At 37.4% G+C, this 22,240-nt stretch carries 22 protein-coding genes and 1 pseudogene; 2 read left to right on the top strand and 21 right to left on the bottom strand.

The window, feature by feature from the left end; genetic code table 11:
* Nucleotides 1–134: 134 nt before the first annotated feature.
* The 3 genes from ELQ35_RS19700 to ELQ35_RS19710 all read right to left on the bottom strand — a co-directional run bounded on the left by ELQ35_RS19700 (nt 135) and on the right by ELQ35_RS19710 (nt 3,901).
* Nucleotides 135–1,040 (bottom strand): NAD(P)-dependent oxidoreductase, encoded by a 906-nt coding sequence (locus ELQ35_RS19700; protein WP_126866891.1) that lies wholly within the window; start codon nt 1,038–1,040, stop codon nt 135–137.
* A gap of 247 nt (nt 1,041–1,287) precedes the next feature.
* Complete coding sequence (locus ELQ35_RS19705; RefSeq protein ID WP_185861837.1) at nt 1,288–2,418, bottom strand: M24 family metallopeptidase; 1,131 nt, start codon at nt 2,416–2,418, stop codon at nt 1,288–1,290.
* Between the two features lie 169 nt (nt 2,419–2,587).
* Complete coding sequence (locus ELQ35_RS19710; protein ID WP_126866893.1) at nt 2,588–3,901, bottom strand: transcriptional regulator; 1,314 nt, start codon at nt 3,899–3,901, stop codon at nt 2,588–2,590.
* Between the two features lie 211 nt (nt 3,902–4,112).
* On the opposite strand from ELQ35_RS19710, the gene ELQ35_RS19715 reads away from it, so the two are divergent.
* Nucleotides 4,113–5,333, top strand: coding sequence for a M20 family metallopeptidase (locus tag ELQ35_RS19715; protein WP_126866894.1), 1,221 nt, complete (start codon nt 4,113–4,115; stop codon nt 5,331–5,333).
* Nucleotides 5,334–5,382: 49 nt separating this feature from the next.
* Nucleotides 5,383–6,789: a D-serine ammonia-lyase gene (locus tag ELQ35_RS19720; protein ID WP_126866895.1), complete on the top strand. Its 1,407-nt coding sequence runs from the start codon at nt 5,383–5,385 to the stop codon at nt 6,787–6,789.
* 466 nt (nt 6,790–7,255) lie between these two features.
* Here the strand turns inward: ELQ35_RS19720 and nagB are convergent, their stop codons facing one another.
* From nagB to ELQ35_RS19810, 18 genes and pseudogenes are all read right to left on the bottom strand, one after another.
* The gene (gene nagB / locus ELQ35_RS19725; protein ID WP_126866896.1) at nt 7,256–8,005 is read right to left on the bottom strand and encodes a glucosamine-6-phosphate deaminase; all 750 of its coding nucleotides are present in this window, start codon (nt 8,003–8,005) and stop codon (nt 7,256–7,258) included.
* A gap of 245 nt (nt 8,006–8,250) precedes the next feature.
* The gene (locus tag ELQ35_RS19730; RefSeq protein WP_126866897.1) at nt 8,251–9,000 is read right to left on the bottom strand and encodes an HAD family hydrolase; all 750 of its coding nucleotides are present in this window, start codon (nt 8,998–9,000) and stop codon (nt 8,251–8,253) included.
* A 146-nt stretch (nt 9,001–9,146) separates the two neighbouring features.
* Nucleotides 9,147–10,298, bottom strand: coding sequence for a YhfX family PLP-dependent enzyme (locus ELQ35_RS19735; RefSeq protein WP_126866898.1), 1,152 nt, complete (start codon nt 10,296–10,298; stop codon nt 9,147–9,149).
* A 15-nt stretch (nt 10,299–10,313) separates the two neighbouring features.
* Nucleotides 10,314–11,534 carry a phosphopentomutase gene (locus ELQ35_RS19740; protein ID WP_126866899.1) on the bottom strand — a complete coding sequence of 407 codons (1,221 nt, stop codon included), beginning with the start codon at nt 11,532–11,534 and terminating at the stop codon, nt 10,314–10,316.
* A 39-nt stretch (nt 11,535–11,573) separates the two neighbouring features.
* Nucleotides 11,574–12,683, bottom strand: a complete 1,110-nt coding sequence (locus ELQ35_RS19745; RefSeq protein WP_126866914.1) for an aminotransferase class V-fold PLP-dependent enzyme — start codon at nt 12,681–12,683, stop codon at nt 11,574–11,576.
* 10 nt (nt 12,684–12,693) lie between these two features.
* Nucleotides 12,694–13,569: a phosphotriesterase family protein gene (locus tag ELQ35_RS19750; RefSeq protein ID WP_126866900.1), complete on the bottom strand. Its 876-nt coding sequence runs from the start codon at nt 13,567–13,569 to the stop codon at nt 12,694–12,696.
* Nucleotides 13,570–13,713: 144 nt separating this feature from the next.
* Complete coding sequence (locus tag ELQ35_RS19755) at nt 13,714–15,012, bottom strand: YhfT family protein (protein WP_126866901.1); 1,299 nt, start codon at nt 15,010–15,012, stop codon at nt 13,714–13,716.
* Between the two features lie 26 nt (nt 15,013–15,038).
* Nucleotides 15,039–15,401, bottom strand: coding sequence for a DUF2620 family protein (locus ELQ35_RS19760; RefSeq protein WP_126866902.1), 363 nt, complete (start codon nt 15,399–15,401; stop codon nt 15,039–15,041).
* A gap of 12 nt (nt 15,402–15,413) precedes the next feature.
* Nucleotides 15,414–15,779: a PRD domain-containing protein gene (locus ELQ35_RS19765; protein ID WP_126866903.1), complete on the bottom strand. Its 366-nt coding sequence runs from the start codon at nt 15,777–15,779 to the stop codon at nt 15,414–15,416.
* Between the two features lie 67 nt (nt 15,780–15,846).
* Nucleotides 15,847–16,773 carry a GntR family transcriptional regulator YhfZ gene (gene yhfZ, locus ELQ35_RS19770; protein WP_126866904.1) on the bottom strand — a complete coding sequence of 309 codons (927 nt, stop codon included), beginning with the start codon at nt 16,771–16,773 and terminating at the stop codon, nt 15,847–15,849.
* A gap of 121 nt (nt 16,774–16,894) precedes the next feature.
* Nucleotides 16,895–17,713, bottom strand: a complete 819-nt coding sequence (locus ELQ35_RS19775) for a histidinol-phosphatase (RefSeq protein WP_126866905.1) — start codon at nt 17,711–17,713, stop codon at nt 16,895–16,897.
* A 112-nt stretch (nt 17,714–17,825) separates the two neighbouring features.
* Complete coding sequence (locus ELQ35_RS19780) at nt 17,826–18,128, bottom strand: YrhA family protein (RefSeq protein WP_126866906.1); 303 nt, start codon at nt 18,126–18,128, stop codon at nt 17,826–17,828.
* A 295-nt stretch (nt 18,129–18,423) separates the two neighbouring features.
* A complete protein-coding gene (locus tag ELQ35_RS19785) occupies nt 18,424–18,606 on the bottom strand; it encodes a DUF5370 family protein (RefSeq protein ID WP_126866915.1) in 183 nt (60 codons plus the stop codon).
* Complete coding sequence (locus ELQ35_RS19790) at nt 18,564–19,097, bottom strand: GNAT family N-acetyltransferase (RefSeq protein ID WP_126866907.1); 534 nt, start codon at nt 19,095–19,097, stop codon at nt 18,564–18,566. Before ELQ35_RS19790 ends, ELQ35_RS19785 begins: the two co-directional genes overlap by 43 nt.
* 466 nt (nt 19,098–19,563) lie before the next feature.
* A pseudogene (locus ELQ35_RS19795) lies at nt 19,564–19,749 on the bottom strand (DnaB-like helicase C-terminal domain-containing protein); the annotation flags it as partial.
* Between the two features lie 285 nt (nt 19,750–20,034).
* On the bottom strand, nt 20,035–20,508 hold the full coding sequence (locus tag ELQ35_RS19800) for an MmgE/PrpD family protein (RefSeq protein WP_126866908.1): 474 nt from the start codon (nt 20,506–20,508) through the stop codon (nt 20,035–20,037).
* 10 nt (nt 20,509–20,518) lie between these two features.
* A complete protein-coding gene (locus ELQ35_RS19805) occupies nt 20,519–20,701 on the bottom strand; it encodes an MmgE/PrpD family protein (protein ID WP_126866909.1) in 183 nt (60 codons plus the stop codon).
* Nucleotides 20,702–20,785: 84 nt separating this feature from the next.
* Complete coding sequence (locus ELQ35_RS19810) at nt 20,786–22,096, bottom strand: MFS transporter (protein ID WP_126866910.1); 1,311 nt, start codon at nt 22,094–22,096, stop codon at nt 20,786–20,788.
* Between the last annotated feature and the right edge of the window lie 144 nt (nt 22,097–22,240).

Here is a 22,240-nt window from a genome sequence, read left to right on the forward strand (position 1 = left end):
ATCTCTTCTATATAGTTGAGGGCGGAACGATGGTTCGGATATAGATTGTTGTAGAGCTCCCTCATTTTTTAATTAAAGAGGTACAACATAAACATTCAATACTAGAGAGGAAGTAGTATGCAAGGTGGTGTAATTTACGAGTTAGTAACTCTCTCAACATTAATTTTATATAACTTAATCAATGCTTGTGTTCCGCTTGTGTCTTCTCCAGACTTTGACAATTCTACATACATGTTCTTGGCTAATTCAAGCCCTGGAGTATTCAGCCCCATTTCTTTGGCAGACTCAAGAGCTATTAACATATCTTTGATAAAATGCTTCACAAAAAAGCCGGGTTCGAAATTTCCAGCTATCATTTTTGGACCCAGATTGCTGAGTGACCAACTTCCTGCTGCTCCGGTTTCAATACTTTTAAGTACCGCAGTCTGGTCTAGGCCAGCTTTTTCAGCATAAACTAATGCTTCACATACACCAATCATCGTAGAAGCGGCTGCAACTTGATTGCAAATCTTCGTGTGCTGCCCGGCACCAGCTTCTCCTTGAAGCACTAGATTTTCGCCCAAAACAGAAAAAATTGGACGCATGGCTTCGAAAACAGACCTATCACCGCCCACCATAATCGCGAGCTTTCCGTCCCTCGCTCCAATATCTCCCCCTGAAACCGGTGCATCCAGAGCAAATAAGTTATACTGTAGTGCCTCTTGATGGATTTCTTTTGCCAGCATTGGACTAGAAGACGACATATCAATTAAATAGGTTCCAGGAGAGGTACTTTGAAAAATTCCAAATTCTCCAAAATACACCTCTTTTACATCAGTAGGGTCTCCCACCATCGTAATAATAACTTTAGCTGATCCAGCAAGCTGTGAAATGCTATTTCTCCATATACAACCTTCTTGTATCAATTCTTCCGCTTTTTTCTTTGTTCTCGTATATACATGTACAGGATAGCCAGCTTTTAGCAAATTCCTCGCCATGCTTGTTCCCATAACCCCTGTTCCGATAAATCCTATAACAGTCTCTTCTTTAATGAATTCCAAATCTTCATCTCCTCTCAAAAAACGAACACTTTAATAAATTCGGATAATCTTTTGTCAATATTACGGTGACAGGAAGGGCGTAGTGAATACGACAATTCTATTGAAGATTATGATTTATGAAAAAGGGCCATCCGGCACAACTAGCAGCGGCCAGATGGAAGTTCTGAGGCACAATAAATCGCCATAGTATTTCAATTTTTATCTCTCAATTTACTAAATCTATTAATCACTATAGCTCTTGCAAACATTACCAGGTTCGTTTGGTAGCACTGGAGAGTTGTTCACAACCATTTTCCGTGACCACAATCATATCCTCAATACAGACGGTACCCAAGCCATGCTTTATAATCATGGGCTCTACGTAAAAACACATTCCTGGCTCTAGAACGTTGGTATTTCCCCAGTAAAGGTAGGGTTCCTCCACGATGTCCAAACCATAACCGTGTGCGAAACCAACCTTGGTGTAATCATATTCCTCTAATCCAGCCTCCTGAATAATACCGAACATGAGTTTTTGGAGATCATGGATAGGAATTCCTGGCTTAATAGCTTCGATTACCCTTTCTTCCGCCTCCAGGCAAGTCTCCAACATATGGCGTAGTTCGGCCGTAGGTTCGCCAGCTACCACGTTTCGAGAGATATCTGTCGTATAACCACCATACTTGAGACCGATGTCGATTACTACCAGCTCTCCCTCCAATATTGGTTTCGGGAGGGGCTGAATATTCTTGAGTGAACTGCGGGGACCAGAAGCTGCCATTACACCATAGCTCATCCTTTCCGCACCAGCTGCCACACACGCCCTGTAGGCCTCTGCTGCTACTTCCGACTCAGTAGCTCCCACCCGTACAGCATTAATAGCTGCCTCCATCCCGAGATCGGAAATTCGTCCAGCCTCCCTAAGAACCTTAATTTCCGAAGCTGTTTTCAGTCGTCTCATCGAACCGACTAAGTGGGTAGCTGGAAGGAGTTCTGCCGATGGCAGGCTTACAAACAGCTGCTGATAAAGACTGTATGGGATCGTTTTATCCCCAACTATGCCGATTCGACCGTTTGTCAGACCCTGTTCCGCAAGTACTTCTGCAGCAACCTGCGAAACGTTCTTCGGCTTTGATGTCGAGTGAGGATGAAGCGTTGGACGAAGATCCCGTATAAATGTAGTCTGAGCATTGGAATGCATAGGCTCACCGTGGAAAACGGAATTTGTGCAAAGAGCAGGTTCTCCTCTGTATGGGATCACCAAAAGGTTCTCGCCCCACCAGTTCTCGAAGTTTGAAAGATAACGTAAGTTACTAGGATCATTCAGACCTCCGTATACCACTACCGCATCAAGGTGTTCCTTTTCCATACCTTGCTGAAGCCTCCGGATCCGTCCCACAAACTCCTCTTCAGGAAAAGGTAGCTCTACCCATTTTCCACGCTCTGTCCAGTCATATGATACTTTTACCTTATACTCGCTCATCTCAATTCCTCCTTATCATTTTTTCAGTCGTTATTATGTCGTTAATTATTTGTTATTAAGAATATACTTAACTTTTTGAATATTGTCAATACATATTCATTTTATAAACGGAGCGGGGTCTTCCTTTTAAAAACGGCTGTTCCTCTCCAACAATCTTTACAAAGTGATGGTCAAGGAGCTTTTTAAGAATTCTTTCAGCACTCCTTCTGGTGACTTGTAGATACTCAGCCAACTCATGAGCAGTGAAACTGGTTTGCTTTCGGATACTGGCCCATTCAATTAATTTCGTAATCGTTGCAACACTAGTTCCCGTTTCTTTTGCGATGTTTAGGATTTGTTTATCTTCCGTTTTAAGCTGATAATTTTTCTTTTCCCCGTTTATCGGACCAAGTACTTTTTTTTCTTCTGTTACAATAAAAGCCGTGCTTTTATTGGGTATTTCCTTTGCATGAAGTAAAGCAATATTTGCATTTGCTTCTGCTTCTTTCGCTGTCCGTCCAAACCCAAAACCGATGTTTATTGTACAGCCTACTATTTGTTCCATTTTGGTTAATATGTCTCTATTTTCATTGGAATTGGTTAAATACTCAATTCCTCCCCTCGTCCCATACAACATAAATTGGTAAGGGCTAAGTTGTTGAACTGAGGCATCAATTTTATGAGTGATGTTAATAAGTTCCTGAAACAAAAGATCAAAATTGAAATTCAAGCTATCAGATCCACTTTTTTCGACCTCACTAGATTGATTTATACTTAAAAACCCCACGGCAATCTGCGCATGTTGGCTAATAAGGAGATCTCCATATCCAATTGCTTTTACAAGAGTATCTTTTACACTCTTTTCAGGAATAGACATGTTAAGACAAGGGATGCCTTGCTTTTGAAGATGAACGTACACGTAATCAATACTCGTTAAAACCAGGCTTATCTTTTTTTGCTCCCATAACTCTTGATGAAAACGAATAATGTCGTCTGTATCAAACAGCGTTCCTTCATTGTTGATGATTTGACTGTAGTCTTTCACAAACCAAGAAGAAGAGTCAATCTTGAGTTCATCAGCAACCTGCCTAATATAATCTTCTTTAGGAACATCAATAGACAATTCTTGAAATTCTTTATTATAATTCAACTTAATATCAAGTAAAGAAAGAGTTAGACTATACTCATCAACAGGAATATACAAAGCTGGCTGGTGCTTTATTTTTTCCTTGGCAAAAAAGTACGGGACTGGACCGGTGAATAGCAATACATCACAGTTGATAATTTCCTTTAAAACATTACTACTCTCCTCAGGCTTTTTATACGGATACGGAATCAATTCTATATCCTCTCTTAAATCACTGTACTTTAAGATACGAGGAAATTGTCCCTCAGGCCCAATAATAGCTATTCGAATCATAAATAACCCCTTTTCTGACTATTATTCTAATGTGTAATTATATTTTATTATACTTAACTTTAATATTTTCGAGCAATCAGATTAAGAATCGATTCGAATTTATAGCATAAAATTTATTGACAATTCAAAATATTTCCTTTATGATCATTCATATAACGACAACTAAGCGACACATTACAGAAAAATTAATAGGAAAGAAAGGTGTAAGTATATGGAATATAGAAGTAATGTAATGGTCAAAGCAGTAAAAAAAGCAACCGATCTAATTAATGAAGAGGAAGCGATTGAATTTTTAATAGAATTAATAAAAACAAATAGCATGAACCCACCTGGAAAAGAGATAAAGGTGGCGGAAGCTATTCAGCGCAGATTTAAAAAAACCGGTATTGATACGACTTTAGACGAAGTGGCAGAAGACCGCGCTAATCTTTTTGTTACCTTACCCGGAGAAAGGGGAACAGGAGAAAAAAACATTCAGAAAGTACTTACTTACAGTGGTCATTTAGATACTGTGCCACTTGGAAATGAAGAATGGCATTACGATCCTCTTGGTGGGGTAAGAGACGGGAATTTACTATTTGGACGAGGAGCATCAGATATGAAAGGTGGAGTTGCAGCGATGCTTCTTGCTCTAGAATATTTACATCGTGCAGATGTCAAATTAAAGGGGAAACTACGGTTTGTTGGTTCGGTGGGAGAAGAAGTAGAATGTTTTGGTGCAAAAGAAATCGTAAGAAAAGGGCAAATTGATGATACCACCGCCATGATTATTTCTGAACCAAGTGCAAATCAACTCTTTTGTGCTCATAAAGGAGACTTACAGTTTGAAATCATAGTGAAAGGAAAAACAGCTCATGGTTCAATGCCTGAACATGGAATTAATTCCATTCAAGCAATGTGTAACATGATAAATGAACTAAACCGTTTCTCTTTTGTTTACGACGAACATTACCTTTTAGGAGGACCTACTATAAATATTGGAACCATCGAAGGAGGAATAAAGCCAAACGTAGTACCTGATAAATGTATCATGAAGATTGACATACGTACCGTTCCTGGTCAAAGTCATGAACATATATTCACCCAAGTTAACAATCTATTGCAAAATACTTGCGATTCTTATGGTACTTATGGAGAAATAACAGTATTAGTTGACATGCCAGCAGTTACTACGTCTGAAGAAGATCCATTTACTAAACTTGCATTAAAAACTCTTAATACGTATCTAAATCAAGATATGCCTGCAAAAGGGGTTAAATACTTTACGGATGGATCGGTGTTTTATCCACATTTAAAAGTGCCCATTTTAGTTTATGGCCCTGGAGAACCTACTATGGCACACCAAACAAATGAGTGGATTGAAGTTGATAAATATCTTGAATCAATCCGTTTCTTTATTGTCTTTGCTGCTGAATACTTAGGTGTAGAATAGAATTACCTATGCACTGTTTTAGAAATAATTTGTCAGAGGAGTTAGTCATATGGAAGACAGCTTAATTGCAGGAAAAACTTTAACAGAATGGAAAAAGGCTTACCCTTTATTAAATAAAATCATTTCAATGGAAGAAGTTTTTTGGAAAAACCCTAAATACCAAGTATACAAAGAAGCTGTTATTACTGCTCGATTAAACGAAGAAAATGTAAGAGATGCCGAAGAAAGATTATCTCGATTCGCGCCATATATAGCCAAAGTTTTTCCAGAGACTCAAGAAACGAACGGTATGATCGAGTCCCCTATCGTCGAAATTCATAACTTTCATAATCAATTGGAAAAAATGTTTAACCAAAACATACAGGGTAAAATATTGTTAAAATGTGATAATCAACTTGCCATATCGGGTTCTATTAAGGCTAGGGGCGGTATTTATGAAGTTTTAAAGCATGCCGAAGATTTAGCGATTGAGAATAACATGCTTACAATGAATGACGATTATTCTATAATAAACAACGACGAATTTAGAAAGTTTTATTCCAAGTACTCTATTTCAGTGGGATCAACTGGAAATTTGGGTCTTAGTATCGGTATCATGAGTGCAAAAATCGGTTTTAACGTAACTGTCCATATGTCAGCTGATGCAAAACAATGGAAAAAAGACCTTCTGCGAAGCAAAGGCGTTATCGTTATTGAGCATAATTCAGATTACAGCAAGGCCGTTGAAGAAGGAAGAAAACAATCCGATGCTAATCCTAACAGTTTTTTCGTTGATGACGAAAATTCCACGGACTTATTCTTAGGGTATGCTGTTGCTGCCTCTAGGCTGAAGAAGCAATTAGATGAGCTGAATGTGAAAGTAGATGAGGATCATCCACTCTTTGTCTATTTGCCATGCGGAGTTGGAGGGGGGCCAGGGGGTGTCACCTTTGGTCTGAAACTGATATTTAAAGATCATGTCCATTGTTTTTTTTCGGAGCCAACACATTCACCGTGCATGCTTATTGGTTTGATGACCGAACAGCATGATAGAGTTTCGGTTCAGGATTTTGGAATTGACAACCTTACAGATGCAGACGGACTTGCTGTTGGCAGACCTTCAGGGTTTGTAGGTAAATCGCTAGAGAATGTAATAAGCGGAGTTTATACAATTGAGGATAAGATGCTATATGCTCTGTTAAGCACCCTAATCGATACAGAGGATATCTATTTAGAGCCTTCCGCATTAGCAGGAGTTCTAGGACCTGTCCAATTATTTAAAAGCAGATCAGGGCGAAAATATTTAGAACAAAACAAGTTATTCCACAAAATGGCTAATGCCACACATATCCCGTGGGCTACTGGAGGAAACATGGTACCCAAGGAAATAATGGAATCGTATTATAATAAAGGTCTACAAATATCGTCTGAAATGGGTGATATGTTAAGTAAATTAAAAAAATCAAAAAAGTTTTAGGTCAACATAATCTGTGAATGTAAGATTAATAATAAATGATCAACCCAAAGAGGCGTTTCGTCAAAGCCGTTGATCAACGACCTTTAGAGACAGCCTCTTCATTTTTTGACGTGTTTCTTCCTATATAATACGCGTTACTGTCTAACAGGCCACGTTTTTGAACAAATGGGAAAATAATAAAAAAGAAGAGTCTGCTAAACACTTCTCATTTCAACCCTTTCCGTTAAGCGGTGATTGCAATCGGATGCCAAAACAATGAAAGATGTTCTTGAAGATGCCACCTCTATTCAATACGTCACTGCGGATGGTATGTACCAAAGCAAAAACAACCAAACGCTTTGTAAAGAGATAGTGGGAGCGAAGTTAATCGCTCCGATATCAACCCGAGAAATCGTAAAGAGAAGCCACCTGAAGTCGAGGGATGCAAAAACTAACTACTATAGACATAACTTTCATTAACGTTAGTTTATAAATAATTAGCATGAATCTCTTCCAATTTGGAGACGGCCTTTTCATCTACAACTACAACCACATTTGAATGATTTCTTAGTACAGTAGCTGGACAGTTGCTACCTACCTTTTCTGTAAACATGCGATATACTGCTTCTGCCTTACTCTCGCCAGAAGCAAGAAGTATTATTTCTTTACTTTTTAAAATAGTTGATATACCCATTGTGATTGCATGATTAGGTACTTCATCGTAATTATTAAAATAACGCGCATTTACTTGCCGGGTTGATTCTGAAAGAGCTAACACATGTGTTAGCATATTTAACGCTGTTCCAGGTTCATTAAAACCAATATGTCCGTTTTCGCCGATCCCCAATAGTTGTAAATCAACACCACGTATTTTGTCTATTTTTGCTTCATAGCTTATAGCTTCTTGTTTCAGATTGCTTGCCACACCGTTAGGAATATTTACATTTTCGCTTGGTATATCAATGTAATTAAATAAATGATTATACATGAAATAATGATAGCTGTTTGGATGGCTAGATTCTAATCCTACATATTCATCCAGATTATACGTAAAAACATTCCTGTAGGTTGTTTGTTTCTTCTTATAGTCATCAATTAAAAATTCATAAGTACCAACAGGTGTACCTCCAGTTGCAAGACCAAGTGATAACATAGAGGAAGAACTCACTTTTTCAATGATTCGTCTTGCTGCAAAAGCGCTCATCTCTTCAGGATTTCTAACTTTAACAAGTTTCATCTTAACACTCCTAAATTTAAAAGCTATAAAGAAAAAATTATCGTTTTTAAAATACTATTACCGAACTCAGGTCCCATACACTTTCCAAGTTGGTTAAGATAGCTAAGGTATCTATATCGCTTCTTTAGTTCCAATAAGAACTATTTTATTTTTTGGAAACTATTAAAAGTGGGGTTGTTCCCTTTAGGGTTCGAATGGCCGTGGGACCATTACCATCCATCGTTCGTTACTCATTGATTAATGGCCTATAAATTAAATATTTCTTCTAATGCTAATGCAGCACCATCGTGATCATTATCTTCGGTTATCCAATTTGCACTTTTTTTTACGTAGTCGGGTGAGTTTCCCATAGCGATTCCTAATCCGGCTGCTTCTAGCATCTCTATATCATTTATGCCATTACCAATTGCTACTACTTCACTTTTAGAAATTCCCAATCGGTTTAAGATAGGTATAATACCAGACCATTTAGATCCAACCGGATATACTTCCAATCGATTGTCTTCATCAAAAACATATTCATCCGTTATTTCAGCTCTAAGAGATTCACGATCTTTAGCAGAATCGAGATAAAGGGCTAAGCGGTGAGCGTCAAAATTTGTATCCGTAAGATTAGATAGCGTAGCTTGTGGCAACAAATGTTCAATACCAGGCTGGGGACGATTCGAACGGGAAGTTTTATACGAAAAATGAAAATAGGCCCCATTGTATTCTTTCGTTTTGCTGCATAAATTAAAAGCTAACTGTGATGGTATTTTGACATCATATAATACCTCATTATTCGAAATGACATAGCTTCCATTGTATGTTACATAAATCGAGCATTTAAACTTTTCTCCATATATTTTTGAAGCAACCAAAGATCTTCCTGAAGCTAAAGCTACCAATATACCCTTTTGTTGTAATTTAATTATGGTTTTAATAAGTCTTTCTTCAAATTGTTCATTAGAGTTTAAAATAGTTCCATCGATATCTAGAAAAGCAATTCGATACATTCTGATCACACATCCTTATTATGGTGGACTTGATGCCTATGTCATTGGGAAAAACAGGATAGAAGGAATAGGATGGCTTAGTCCCCACACTCTAAAAGAAGTTTTGTACAAGTCTCCATCTATTTAAAGTTTAGAGCCTTTCCCTCTTAATTTACTAAATTACCAGTTGCATCATAAATCCCAAGAAGTTCCGGTGTAGTTGAGAGATTTTTTACAATTGCGATTTGGGCATGAGTGACAAATATTTGAGTACGAAAAGCAAATATGGCAGTGTCACCAATTTTGACATCACGTGTATTTAATGTTCCATAGTAGTCGATATTGGATGGGTCATTTACAATGATAGGCACTTTTTTTAAATGATTTATATTTTTCCCAACAAAAGCATTTTGCATATGGGAACGCGGATAAAAACCGCCCCCAAAGACATAAGCTCGATCTTGATAAAGATGTGAAACTTCAGAAACGTATGTCATTGCTGGTCTTTCTTCTAAATGTTGGATTGCGTGTAACGGAGTTGTACCAGTAAGAGCGTGTCCCGGCTCTCCTTGAGTTGCTCCGTTTTCTTTTAACAATTGCATCGTTGATACGGAGGTTGCGCTCGGCATATTCATCTGCAAATGTTGATGTCCTCTTTGCTGAAGCAATTCCTTTGCCAGTTGCATCGACTTGACATTCTGTGTAACGGCAGGAGTACCTTCTTGTATTAATATGCAAGGAAAACTCGTTAATCCCGCTATAACAATACCATCCAACTCTTCAAGTTTCTTTACTTCTTCCTGGAGCTGATCAAGAGTAAAACCACCCTCTTGACCGTTATAAATAAAGTCACCATTGTTTGCAATGCGCAAGAAAATTTTTTGTATTCTTCCCGCTTGTTTTGCAGCATCACTTACATTCTTTGCATTTTCATAGCTGAAAACGGTGATAAAATCGGGTTCGATATTTAAAATTTTAGGTATCATTCTTTTTGGCAATTGCACTAGATGTCCTACATGACCAATTTTAATTCCGTTTTTGTGAAGGGTGAGTGCTTCCCAAGGATCCACAGCCACTGCTTTTTCAATTCCTGCCTCAACAATAGCTTTAGCTACCAACGGATTGCGACCGAATTGTTTGGTCATAAATAATAATTCAATATCCTGTTTTTTGGCTTCTCTTGCTAAAAGAGTGGCATTCGATTTTACAGCATTCAGATCAAGTACGTACGTATTTGGAGAAATGGCACCTTGCTGATGTAGTTCTAAGGAAGCTTCTATTAACTTCGGATTGCGTTGTTGAGTCATGTCTAAAAACATTCAAATCTCTCCAATCTAATTTCCTTTGTTACTTTCCTTCATATTGTAAAGACTGGTCCCGTTTTCAGTGGAATCAAGCCCCAAATAATCAGCGGCTGTTGCAGCAATATCAGAAAGTGTTTCTCTTTCTCCAAGATTCATTGGTATAAACAGTTTATTATAGACTAACAAGAAGGTTTTTTCTCGTGTATGCTGACTATGACCGATTGTAGGATCGTTTCCATGATCTGCACTTATGATTAGTAAATCATCTTTCGTCATTTTTTCTAAAATTGTTGCTAAATACTGATCTACTAATGAAATTCGGTTAGCATAGCGCTCTGGATCTTGAGCATGTCCAGCTAAATCCGTTTCCTGTACCGTTGCAGCAATTAATCCATTTTGAACAACGTCCATTTGAGTTAAGATGTCCTTCATTACTTGTCCAGTATCAACACCAGGGAATTTATTTGCCCCTTCACAATAGATGACATCCTGCATTTTCCCCACGAGAGAAACTTCAAATCCCTCTTTAACAGCCAAAGTTGGCAATTGATGATCGGGTAAAATGCCAAATCCTAAGTGCCGAACTTGATATCCCTTTTTATATACATTTGACTTTGGTGAGTTAACGCCCACCAATCCATCTTTACGAAGTTCAACTGAATTTTGTAGATGTTCAGGTGTTACGTTCTCACCGCCAAGTGCAATTACTCGATTTACCTTCACATTTCTACGAACACATTCACCCATTTTTAGAACTTCCTCAAAGGATATATTGTCGAGTGGCGCGCTAACATTATAAATTTGTCCATAGTCTGTCTCAATGTTATCCGCGACAATGACCAAATCATTCACCAATAAATAGGGTAGATCCCGATTAGGAATGTTTACTTTATAGCCCTCTAATTCAAGGGCTGTTTGAACTTCAGCCATATTATCGATAAAAGGGGCAAGATAGGCTTTTTTAGGCTTGGAGCCCATTATTTCATTATGACCTTCATAACTATCAGCGCCATTGTGCATAAGTTTTAAGACACCATAGCTAGCCAGATTTTCTTTTTTTTCTAAGCTGGGATGATTCAGTACTTTATTAATCCCTAACTTTTCAAAAGTAGGAATCTGAAGTGAGGGAACGGAATCTAAAATATGATAAAAGGTGTTTGCACCAACATCTTGGGGATGATATTCGACTGCATCATCCATATAACCAACACCTAAACTGTCTAAAATGATAACGATGACTCTTTTATTCATTGTTATTTCTCCTCCATCTAGTGCAGTCTGACCAAAAAGTCACTGTCTTTTAGCTTGAGCCTTTTGAATGGATAGATGTAATATCCTGATAATCGTATCTGTTCCACTTCTTAGTGGATTGATCCGGATCATTTTTTTATTTAAAGTAGGATCCGATGTAAGAAAAGTATTTGAAACTCGATAGAACATAGGAACAAATTCATATTTGGATTCGGCACCTACTGGATAAGGAGCGGCTCCAAGTTCGTTTGCATAATAGAGTACGTCTTCTGCGATTGGTTCCGTTAACTCTACTAATACTACTTTTGATTGAGCATTCGCTAAGAAAGCACACTTTACACCTGATACTGTCCCTTGATTAAGAATTGATACTAACTTTTCATTTACATCAGCTTGAATGGCTAACATAACTGGAGCATAGACGAGCCCGCGCAGTCCTTCCAGCGCCTCATAACCTTGTACCTGGCTACCGCCAGAGTAGTTCATTTTTTCGATTTTTCTAATCAAGTCTTCCTTACCAATAATGAGACCGATTCCTTCAGGGCCTAACAATTTAAATAAGGAGAAGGTTGTCAAATCAGCACCAGCTTGAACCCCCACTTCTTCTACTTTCATTGCGGCATAATTATCATCAGTAATGATGTAAATAGAAGGATTCATCGAACGAATGTAGCCAATGACTGTACCTATATCATAATGATCATCCATTTTTTGACGTGTATGCTGAATGAGCGCACCTTTTAAATCTGGATGAAGTTGAATCACTTTTTTCACTTTCTCTTCTTGATGAAAGTCAACAGGTATCGCTTCTATCCCCATGCTATCTAGCGTTGTCTTGCTTGTTGGATAAATGGGTGCGTCATGGACCAAGATGTGGTCCCCGGGTTTCAAAAAACTCATAAAACCATATCGTAGTGCTCCGGTTCCTGCGCCGCGTACAAGCATGGCTCTTTCGACTTGAAAAAAATCCGCCAATATTTCTTCTACTTTTTTTGTATATCGAGGTTTATTCATCCCTCTCACAACACCTAAATCCCCAAGCGAAAGTATTTCATCACCGCGAAAATAACGAGTAATGATATCAATTAACTGAAATTGCTTTTGTTGGGCTACTTCCATTGAAAGACTTTTTAAAGGGAATGTTTGCATTTTTTTCACCTCATTGGTTCATAAATACCATGGGATTTGTTGCTAACATTTTTTCAATAGAATCATCTGTAAGCCCATGGCTATTAAGTAAAGGAATGAAGGAGTCTAATAAAAAGTTATAACCTAGCCCACCTTTATATTCCAGATGTGATTTTCTTGTAATATCCATGGAAAGGAAAACTCGATCGATATATCCCGCATCCTGAATTTTTTTCAGGATTTCAGCACGTGTGCGGTCAGGCATATAGCTCTCTTTTCCAACAGTATCAAACTCGACATAAACACCAGCTTTCAACATCTTCAATATATAATCAGCATTCCCGGTTAAATCAACATGGCCAATAACAACACGGTTTAAGTCGACATTATGCTTTTTAAAGAAGTCTACTTGTTCATGTCCCAATGTACCGATTGAGGTATGGGTGGTTATTGGTTTTTTGGTCTCTTGATGAGCGATAACAACCGCTTCAAACACTTTTTTCTCTGTATCCGTCCATACGTTATAGCTTGTTCCGATTTCACCAATGATTTCTGCCTTTACTCCCGTTCCCTTAATTCCTTGGTTGATTTCATTAACCATTCTTTCAACTAATTGTTCACGTGTTTCACGAAAAACCTGTATTGGATAAAATTCCTCTTGATAAAAACCAGTGGAATAAATAATGTTTATTCCACTTTCATCAGCTATCTTTTGGACAAATGGGATATTCCTTCCCATTCCAAAAACAGTTACATCTACAATATTTCTAACACCATTTTCATATAATTTTTTGTATTCTTTTACAGTTTCATTAAAGACATCAAGTTGACAATCCTCTGTATTTTTAACTTCTGATAAATCAATCGTGGTATGTTCGTGCATTAAGGTAATACCGTCCACTAACACTAAAATCACTTTCTTTCATAAAATTTTGATTGAATTGATTTAGTTTGGTGAAAAATAGATTCATAGTTCCTTTTAACTAATGAATACCTCCCCCATTATTATTCTTTTAAATAATTATGGAAGAGGCATTCAATTTTCATTACATTATTTAGACCATAAACCAAATAAATGAAGAATATTCACTAAAATGCCTAAGGCAATAACCCCTACTGGACCAACTGCTAATTCCACAAGTGGTTTTTTCGCTAAACGATTAAGCAGATAAAAACCCATTACCCAGAAGAAGCCCATTCCTGGTGCAATTTTTTCTGCTGCCATTGCACTACCAATTAAGATCGCCATCCCGAGAACATCTGCTAAGGACGTTCGAATGTGTTCACCCATTTCGCGTACACCAGGCAATTTATCCATGCTTTTTGTAACAACAGATAACAGCATAACTTCTCCATACATAACGATTGCACCAACGACAAATGCTACTATCGGCATTTCTCTAAAAATAATTCCTATCACAAACACCATTGTTGTACCGGCTAAACCATATACACCTGTCACAATGGCAGTCGAGAATACTAAAGGTATAAATCCAATGGCACGTGCTAAAGTTGCTATTGCGGCTTCCGAATATTTCCCATCATTAATTAAAGCTTGTGGCATCGCGTCAACAGCAAGAATCATCTGGGCTGAAACTAATGCAACCAAACCACCCATAATCGCAAGCAACCAACGATTTTTTTTAATTCTGTTCACACGTTCTGTAAATATATTAACTAAATCGGAGTTTGTAGTTTCATTCCCACCTTTTACTCTTACTGCAAAATAAACCATCATAAACATCCCAAATAATAAAGACATTCCTTCAGGACTTAATGCAATTTTGTAGCTTGAAATAGTAAAAGTCCCAAAGCGAGCAAACAATAGATAAGAAATAAATGTAATGCTAGCAGTAGCTACAGCTTTCTTAAAACCATGCTGGTAACCTACGGCTACTGCAGGGAATACAGTAAATGCAATAATAATAGGTGTTCCCACTAGACTTAAAGAGTCAAGGAAGTTAATAGGAAGTTTATCAAATAGATCAACAACAAATTGTAGTCCAAGACATACACCAATACTATAAACAGCACCTACGACGCCAGAAATGATTATGCCCTTTTTATTGTCAGGTGACCATATTCCGATAATGTCACATGCAAGTAAAATACTATGCGCAATAATGATTGTTGCACCTATGGACAGCGGGATACCAAATCCAATAATTAATCCAAAGCTTAAAGCGAAGCTTGTTGCTGCCAATTCTTTTCTGGTGATACGCCCTTCTAAAAACTCTGGCACAATGGGACGTAAACCGTCATTAAAAACAGCTACACCTCGGTTAACAAGAATGGAACCCATAGAACCAAGAGCGGCTATGGTTATTAGTTGTATGATAGAAAAATCCAAAAATACACCCCCTGATAGTATTATTTTTATTTAGTAAGTAACGCTGGAACTAAAGCTTTTAACACACTGACTGACGAAGGGGCAGTAAAGCCAAAAGCGATCTTCCCACTAGCAACTTCTGCAAGAATTTCTTCTTGATTCTTAACTTTACTTGGGGAAGCAAGTGTTACACAATTATCCCGTCCTAAGAGTGCTAATGCCATAGCTAACGCCCCGCCAGACCCTGTTTCACAAGCGCCAACATAGTAATCAACCTGTTTATTTTTTAACGCCATTACAGCTTCTAAATCACTCTTAACACTTACTTCAACTTCACTACCGCCTAACTCCTTAATTAGTTTTTCAATAGCTTGCTTGTTTAATTGTCCACCTATTACAATTTTGATCATTAGTAAAACCTCCTATTGATTTTTATCTAGTACTTGATGTAGATGCAAATAGAAATAATCCTGTTCTTCTTTAGGAATTTCCTGATGGAATTTATTATTTACAAATGTGATAATTTCCTCTATCTCATTTTTATAAGGGGTTTGTCTGATTTCTACCATAACTATTTCAAGTGGTCCTTCTATAGATTCATTGCGTTGAATCCTTGTTAATGCCATACACATATGTGTCCAAAACATATCGGAGTCAGACAAAGCAGTCTTTCTGTACTTTTCAGATATAAAATCAAATGTTTCGTTTGTAATGTCATAGGCTAAATCGGTAATAATCTTATTGTCTTTTAATATATCTAATTTTTGATTCATTTCTACCTTATTCAATTTCACATACTCCAATCTACTGTATTTAGTATATTGATAAAAATAGTATAGAATTTCCTCGCTATTTTTAGTAACGAGGAATCTTTTCTCCTGTTTCGACAAGTGCTTGAACTTTAAGAATCATTTCTTTGGTTACATAGTTCCACTTTTGTTTAATTTCATCTTCCCTGTTTCCATCAATAACTATGACAGCTTCTGATGTGTCCAATGACAATTGCCGCGCTAAAGGTGATTGAAACTCTACTGCACTAAAGGTTTCAATCATTTTTTTTTCATCCACATTCCAGATAGTTGCATCTATTTGTTTGGCATGTAGCATATCAAACAACTGCATATAGTTTACAGGAACTAACTGAACGTCTATGCCCTCAACTTCTGCTAACGTTAATCGGCTTTGGTCAAGGGATTCAATGTCCAAACCGATTTTCATTCCTTGTCTAATTCTAGTTTCACTCGAATTAGCCAAAAACACTTTATGAGCCGATACATAACTATTATGTGTAAGCTCTTCGAATATTTTTAAATTTGGAAACTGTAATAATTGGGCTTCTGCAGTCATTTTAGAAACAACTGCGAAATCGCATCTTTTCATACGAATGGATTCAATTCGATTAATTCCACCCCGGATAAAGGTTAAATTAATTCTTTTACCTTTTGATTCGAAGGCTTCAACTAACCCTGTTGCCAACCCCTCATATTTGCGTGAATAAGGAAGCGGCATGGAACCAACCAAAGGTGCAATACCAGCAATTTCAAGTAACAACTCATCATCTTTTCCTAATAAAAAGGTTCCGAGATGACCACGCGCCTCCAATTTAATCGCTTTCATTTCTTCTAACAAATTAAGAGCACTTTGAACTGTTCCGCGTCCAAATGAAAATGCCTCACAAAAGTCTGAAACCCTGGGTATTTTTTTGCCTATCTCTAGTTCTATCAACTCTTTGGCTATATTTTTCGCAGCTAACCCATTTTTAGAATAAAATTTATCCCACATAATCAACTTCCTATAACAAAATCAATATACTAAATTTAGTATACTGTAAGTGTAATCGTTTTCGTATGATTTTGCAATAGTTTTTTTAACTTGTTTTCGTGATCTGGTATTATTCCCTCTATTACAGAGGAATCTCGATCATTGTCTTTTCTCTCACAAATGCCCATTCTTTATATCCGATTTGTTTGAGTCGCACTCTCACCAATTCAAAATCATCAGCTACACGGTCCGGGTCATGTGCATCTGAACCAAAGGTGACTTTAACTCCATAATATAGTGCCATCTCCAAGATATCATCTGCCGGGTACCAGCCTCCGGAGTATTTGGTTTTACCGGATGTATTTACTTCAATGGCAATATCATATCCTGCGATAACTTTTAATGTATGTTCTACAACTTCCGTTTGAATAGAGGAAAAAGAAGGATAAAAACCCTTCATGGCATCAATATGGCCAAGAATCTGAAACATCCCGCTCCTGGCGGATTGTTCTATGAGTTTATAATAAGTTTCTTTCGTTTGTAGTTTTTCTTTATTCGAGAGACCTTCCCATCGATCCTTATTAAATATACTTATCCCGTCCACATGGTGTACGGAACCAATAATATAATCAAGTGGGTAACGTTCGTAATAACGACGATAAATTTCTACATGTTCCGGAAAAAAGTCTGATTCAACACCAAGTAGAACTTCAACCTTCCCTTTATACTCTTCTTTAATCCGCAGAACCTCTGATACGTATTCAGGAAATTGGCTTTTGCCCATGGCGATATGAGGATAACGCTGATCTTCATCACTTGTAAAATAGGGTGAATGATCAGATATACCAATCATATCTAGCCCATTGCGGGCAGCAGCTTCAATATAATCACGTATATTTCCAATAGCATGTCCACAACGTTGATGATGGGTATGGAGATCAAATTTTAAATCAGAATTCATTTTTTAGTTAGCCTCTCTTTTAAAATAGATTTCATTTTCAACTTAATATCTAATTCATCAACAATGTCAGAATAAGATATGATTATCCATATCTAGGCAATACCAAGATATACTAGAATCTCCAAAAAAACAAATAATTACTATCCCAATCATTATCACGCCATATTTCATTTGCTCCAATGAACCCATTGTTATCATCATTAGGTTGGGCATTGTAGATAACTAGTCCATTAAATTCTAAACCATTTACTTTTTTCAAAAAATCTTCATATTCACTTATCCAAAGATTACTTTTAATATCTTTTGATATCCACTCTTTAATGACTTTGATATTTTCATAACTTGCAGGTATCATTATTGACTTTCCATCTCGGTTTTTGATTCTTTCGATATCTTCCAATAGATCTAAAACCATAATATCACCTCTATTTTTTAGTTGATGGATATATAAACCCATCTGGGATGGCCATTTAATTTTAATTGATTTTATGGGGAAAAAAGTGAATTGGAAAAAGCTATAGCTGAGGAGAGTCTACAATAACTAAAAGAGAGCATTTTTTAGAAAAGCACAATAATAAAAGCCTTACTCCTTATTGAAGTAAAGCAAGACCACCCGATCATTTATTTTTCCGATTTTCCCTATCTTGTAATGGCATACCATTTTGGCAAAATCACTTGTCCATTTTAGTTTACAGTTTGCATCGGGAAAGTCAGATCCCTCGCTGATCGCAGTAAGTATCCATTAGCTGTTCAAGTTGATCAAGATTCGGTACTTTTCCGGAAAAAGAAAATTTTATTTCTTCCACGAACTCTCCATTGTTATATACATGAATCGCGCCATTTTGGTTGGTTACAGTTGGTTCTTTCGTAAAACAGTTATAAAACCATCCAATATATCATGGCTGACAGAAAATCCTTTACGTTTATAGAATTCCAAGGCGTTATCATTGCCATTTGAGACAAAGATAAAATAATCTTCAACATCATCAAATTGTTTCAACCACTTCATTGACATATTGAAAAGTGTAGAACCAACCCCATATTGTCGGTACTCTTCTTTAATATAAAATTGGGATAAACAACCTACATTATTTCCTCTAACCGAAGAAAGGTCAAAAAAAGTGGCAAAGTCGCTTGAATAGGCTTCTTTGGGAGAGATATTTGAATACACATAGCCTACTGGTTTATCATCATCTTTAACTATCACAGTATAATTGTCTATTGCACTTTTTATCGAAGGAATCATCCGTGTTTCAAAATTCATGTCGTTGAATAATTCCGGCTTTATGTATGACTTCGACTTTTGAAAAGCCATAAGTTCATTGCATAAATCTCTGCAGCATTCAATTTTGTCATCAGGTATAATTTCATATTGTAAGTTCATCGTTTTTACTCCTTTTATTTATCAATTTCCAATAAGTCATAGAATCCTGCCTCGGCTAGTAACTCACTGACTGAAACAGGAGTGGACTTGATACCAACCCCAGAATCACTAGCAAAATGGGGGTAAGCATATGCCAAATAAGTGAATTTCTTTTGGACGGCTGGGCAGAATCTATGCTATTTAGAAGACCCAAGATAGGTAACTGCAGGAAAAACACTCATAAATTTGAAATATATTCCTGGCGCTGTCATATTGGCTCTTTTGAAAACAACCCTTTGCATGAAACGGTACATGTTTCTTCCGAAAGAAATAAGCCCTTTCTTCTCGCACAATTCCCTTCAGAACTTCTCGTAGAAATTCTCCTCCCCTGAACGGAAAGAAGACCGACAACCAACCTCCCTCATGCAACTCTATCTTATCACGATTTTATCAATGACTTATAGCACTTTACCTAACAAATGCTCCACTATTCAAACCTCCCATACTCCTTATGAAAGGCAAGCTTCACCGTCCCAATCGGGCCATTCCTTTGCTTCGCCAGAATCACCTCAATGATATTTTCTTCTTCGGAATCCATATTGTAATAGTCATCTCTGTACAGGAAGGCGATGAGGTCGGCGTCCTGTTCGATTTGACCGCTTTCGCACAGGTCAGCCTGTATGCCAAAGTATTAGACGGTTCAGTATAAAATGGAGTTTTTAGATTTTATTGCGAATTGTAAGTGTTTTTCATTAATAAAGAATTGGATTTTGTTTCTTTGGAAAACGGCTTTTTTATCAATGTCTTGTTTAGATAATAAACGCATGTTAAATAAGTGAACAAAAAAAGCAATTATTAGAGCAGCAATTGGGCTACTCTAAAATTACTTTTTTTGTGATAATCCATTTTCAGTATGAATCGGATATCTTGTTGATGAACTTTGTGTTGAAGTAGAGCATTATTTGGTCTTTTTTATACTCAGCAATAAAATCGTTATAGATGAAAAATAAGCGCGTGGATCCTGAACGCTCGCTTCAAATGCCATCCCACTTCTTAGCCCAAATGCAGTCGTTGCTGCGATACCAAAACAATTCTCCAATTGCTGCACATCTAGCTTTAATAAATAACCTGCTGCAGCTGCTGCTCCTAACACACCTACAACGCTCGTAGCATGCCATCCATTTTCATAAAGGGTTGGCTTTGTTAATTCCCCAAGTCGACAAGAAACCTCCGTTCCAATAATGAAAGCTTTCAACACGTCTGCCTCACTGATTTTATATGTCTCACCAACGGCTAATACTGTGGGTACAATAACAGCACTAGGGTGTCCCATAAATCCCCAGGTGGTGTCATCATAATCAAGAGCATGACACAGAACCCCGTTAACAAAGGCTCCATTTTGGACAGATGTTTTCTGTGCGGTCCCTAATATAGAAGCTTGATTACCTGGTTCTACTTCCTCTGAATAATCCCATCAGAATAGCGGCAATTCTATCCGAGTGGCCGGCTAATGCTGCACCAATTGTATCCAGGAAAAACGTTTTTGCTTTCTTCATAACGACATCGGTTATTAAATCTTCGGCATTTTCTACAACAAATTTAGCTGTTTTCTGTTGAACGTTCATTAAGCCATTCCACCTTCTGAAATAATGTAGGTATTGATTTTCTTTTTCGCGAATAATGGTGTAATGGTCGTTTGTAAGTCGGACTTATTCAGTTTTTGTTTGTAATGGCTTATCAGTATTAGTAAAAAGATAACCAATAATACCCAATACTGTAACTGCCGCATTCATAATAAAGACTGCATTCCAACTAATATTCTGTGCAACGACAGGAGCAACTATGGGAACGATGCTTGCCGCAACAAACCCCCATGTATTGATCCATCCACTTACTGTTGACGTATATTTTTGCCCTAAATCAGTAGACATAGACCAAGCTAATGTTTGAGCAAATCCAGCCATACCCAGGGCAAGACTCAGCCATAAAATATTGCCTAAAGCTGTTGCAGCAGTAGTACTAACAATTAAGGCAATCGCCGATAAAGTTAATCCTACTACACAGATCATATTCCGTGCCCAAAATCGTGAAAAACCTTTTTTAATCAAATTGTCACTAAGTGCTCCTGCAGTGAGAACCGCTATTACTATGGCAATCCAAGGAAGACTGGTATAAAAGCCCATAGCTTTAAACGTCAGACCTAAGGCCTCTTGTAAATAAAAGGGCAGCCAATAAAGGAAAAATTGGATGGTCCATAGTGTTGCAAAATAACCTAAGGCAAGCATCCAAAACGATCGCTGTTTTAAAAATTGGGACCACTGGGACTTCAGTTTCTCTGGTTCCTTTTCAGTGCTTATAAAATGACCTTCCATTATGATGTTTAACTCTGCTTGATTTACCTTGGGATGCTCGCTTGGCTTACTTCTCATGGACTTATACCATATTATTGCGATTATAATCCCAAATACACCAAGAGCGAAATAGGTTGACCGCCATCCTATTAAACTAACAACGACGACAATAATGGGGGGAGCAAATATGTTAGCACTAAATGCTCCTGCATTCATCAATGAATTGGAACGTCCGCTCTCTCCTTTAGAAAACCAATTTGCAGTAAAGTTATTGGCACCTGGAAATAATGGCGCTTCCGCAACACCGAAGAAGAAGCGTATAATCGCGAGCATCACAACTGCATTCGCGACACCTGTCAATGCTGTGAAAATGGACCATCCTATAAGAGAATACATGATGATTTTCCGGGAGCCCTTTCGTTCTGCCAATATGGCACCAGGTATTTGAAAGATGAAATATCCTACCGAAAACACAGTTAACATGATACCAAATTGGACAGGTGTGATATTTAGTTCTTCCATAATCGGGATTGCCGTCACAGAAAAAACGGTTCGATCCACATAGGCCAGGCAACCGATAAATAATATCAAAAGACCACCTAACCATCTTACACGTGTAGGATTTTCATAGGTTGTTGCCACATTCACATTTTCCTGCAATTTAGGCATCTTATCATCCTCCGTTTAATATTTTCTCGTTTTTCACTTATTCTTGGTATTCCAACCTTGCCGACTAATGATAACGCTTACAAATTGATATATAAGTGTTGACTCCCTTACCTCCTTTCATTGATATATACTAGTCGCACTTAT

Source organism: Peribacillus cavernae (assembly GCF_003989135.1).
Taxonomy (GTDB): Bacteria; Bacillota; Bacilli; order Bacillales; family DSM-1321; genus Peribacillus; species Peribacillus cavernae.

What these genes read in the sequence shown, in the direction of transcription:
- ELQ35_RS19745 (WP_126866914.1), bottom strand. Translation starts at nt 12,683, where the DNA reads ATGCAAACATTCCCTTTAAAAAGTCTTTCAATGGAAGTAGCCCAACAA.
- ELQ35_RS19805 (WP_126866909.1), bottom strand. Translation starts at nt 20,701, where the DNA reads ATGAACGTTCAACAGAAAACAGCTAAATTTGTTGTAGAAAATGCCGAA.
- ELQ35_RS19710 (WP_126866893.1), bottom strand. Translation starts at nt 3,901, where the DNA reads ATGATTCGAATAGCTATTATTGGGCCTGAGGGACAATTTCCTCGTATC.
- ELQ35_RS19740 (WP_126866899.1), bottom strand. Translation starts at nt 11,534, where the DNA reads ATGAATAAAAGAGTCATCGTTATCATTTTAGACAGTTTAGGTGTTGGT.
- nagB (WP_126866896.1), bottom strand. Translation starts at nt 8,005, where the DNA reads ATGAAACTTGTTAAAGTTAGAAATCCTGAAGAGATGAGCGCTTTTGCA.
- ELQ35_RS19780 (WP_126866906.1), bottom strand. Translation starts at nt 18,128, where the DNA reads ATGGTTTTAGATCTATTGGAAGATATCGAAAGAATCAAAAACCGAGAT.
- ELQ35_RS19715 (WP_126866894.1), top strand. Translation starts at nt 4,113, where the DNA reads ATGGAATATAGAAGTAATGTAATGGTCAAAGCAGTAAAAAAAGCAACC.
- ELQ35_RS19730 (WP_126866897.1), bottom strand. Translation starts at nt 9,000, where the DNA reads ATGTATCGAATTGCTTTTCTAGATATCGATGGAACTATTTTAAACTCT.
- yhfZ (WP_126866904.1), bottom strand. Translation starts at nt 16,773, where the DNA reads ATGTGGGATAAATTTTATTCTAAAAATGGGTTAGCTGCGAAAAATATA.
- ELQ35_RS19810 (WP_126866910.1), bottom strand. Translation starts at nt 22,096, where the DNA reads ATGCCTAAATTGCAGGAAAATGTGAATGTGGCAACAACCTATGAAAAT.
- ELQ35_RS19790 (WP_126866907.1), bottom strand. Translation starts at nt 19,097, where the DNA reads ATGAACTTACAATATGAAATTATACCTGATGACAAAATTGAATGCTGC.
- ELQ35_RS19775 (WP_126866905.1), bottom strand. Translation starts at nt 17,713, where the DNA reads ATGAATTCTGATTTAAAATTTGATCTCCATACCCATCATCAACGTTGT.
- ELQ35_RS19760 (WP_126866902.1), bottom strand. Translation starts at nt 15,401, where the DNA reads ATGATCAAAATTGTAATAGGTGGACAATTAAACAAGCAAGCTATTGAA.
- ELQ35_RS19720 (WP_126866895.1), top strand. Translation starts at nt 5,383, where the DNA reads ATGGAAGACAGCTTAATTGCAGGAAAAACTTTAACAGAATGGAAAAAG.
- ELQ35_RS19735 (WP_126866898.1), bottom strand. Translation starts at nt 10,298, where the DNA reads ATGTTTTTAGACATGACTCAACAACGCAATCCGAAGTTAATAGAAGCT.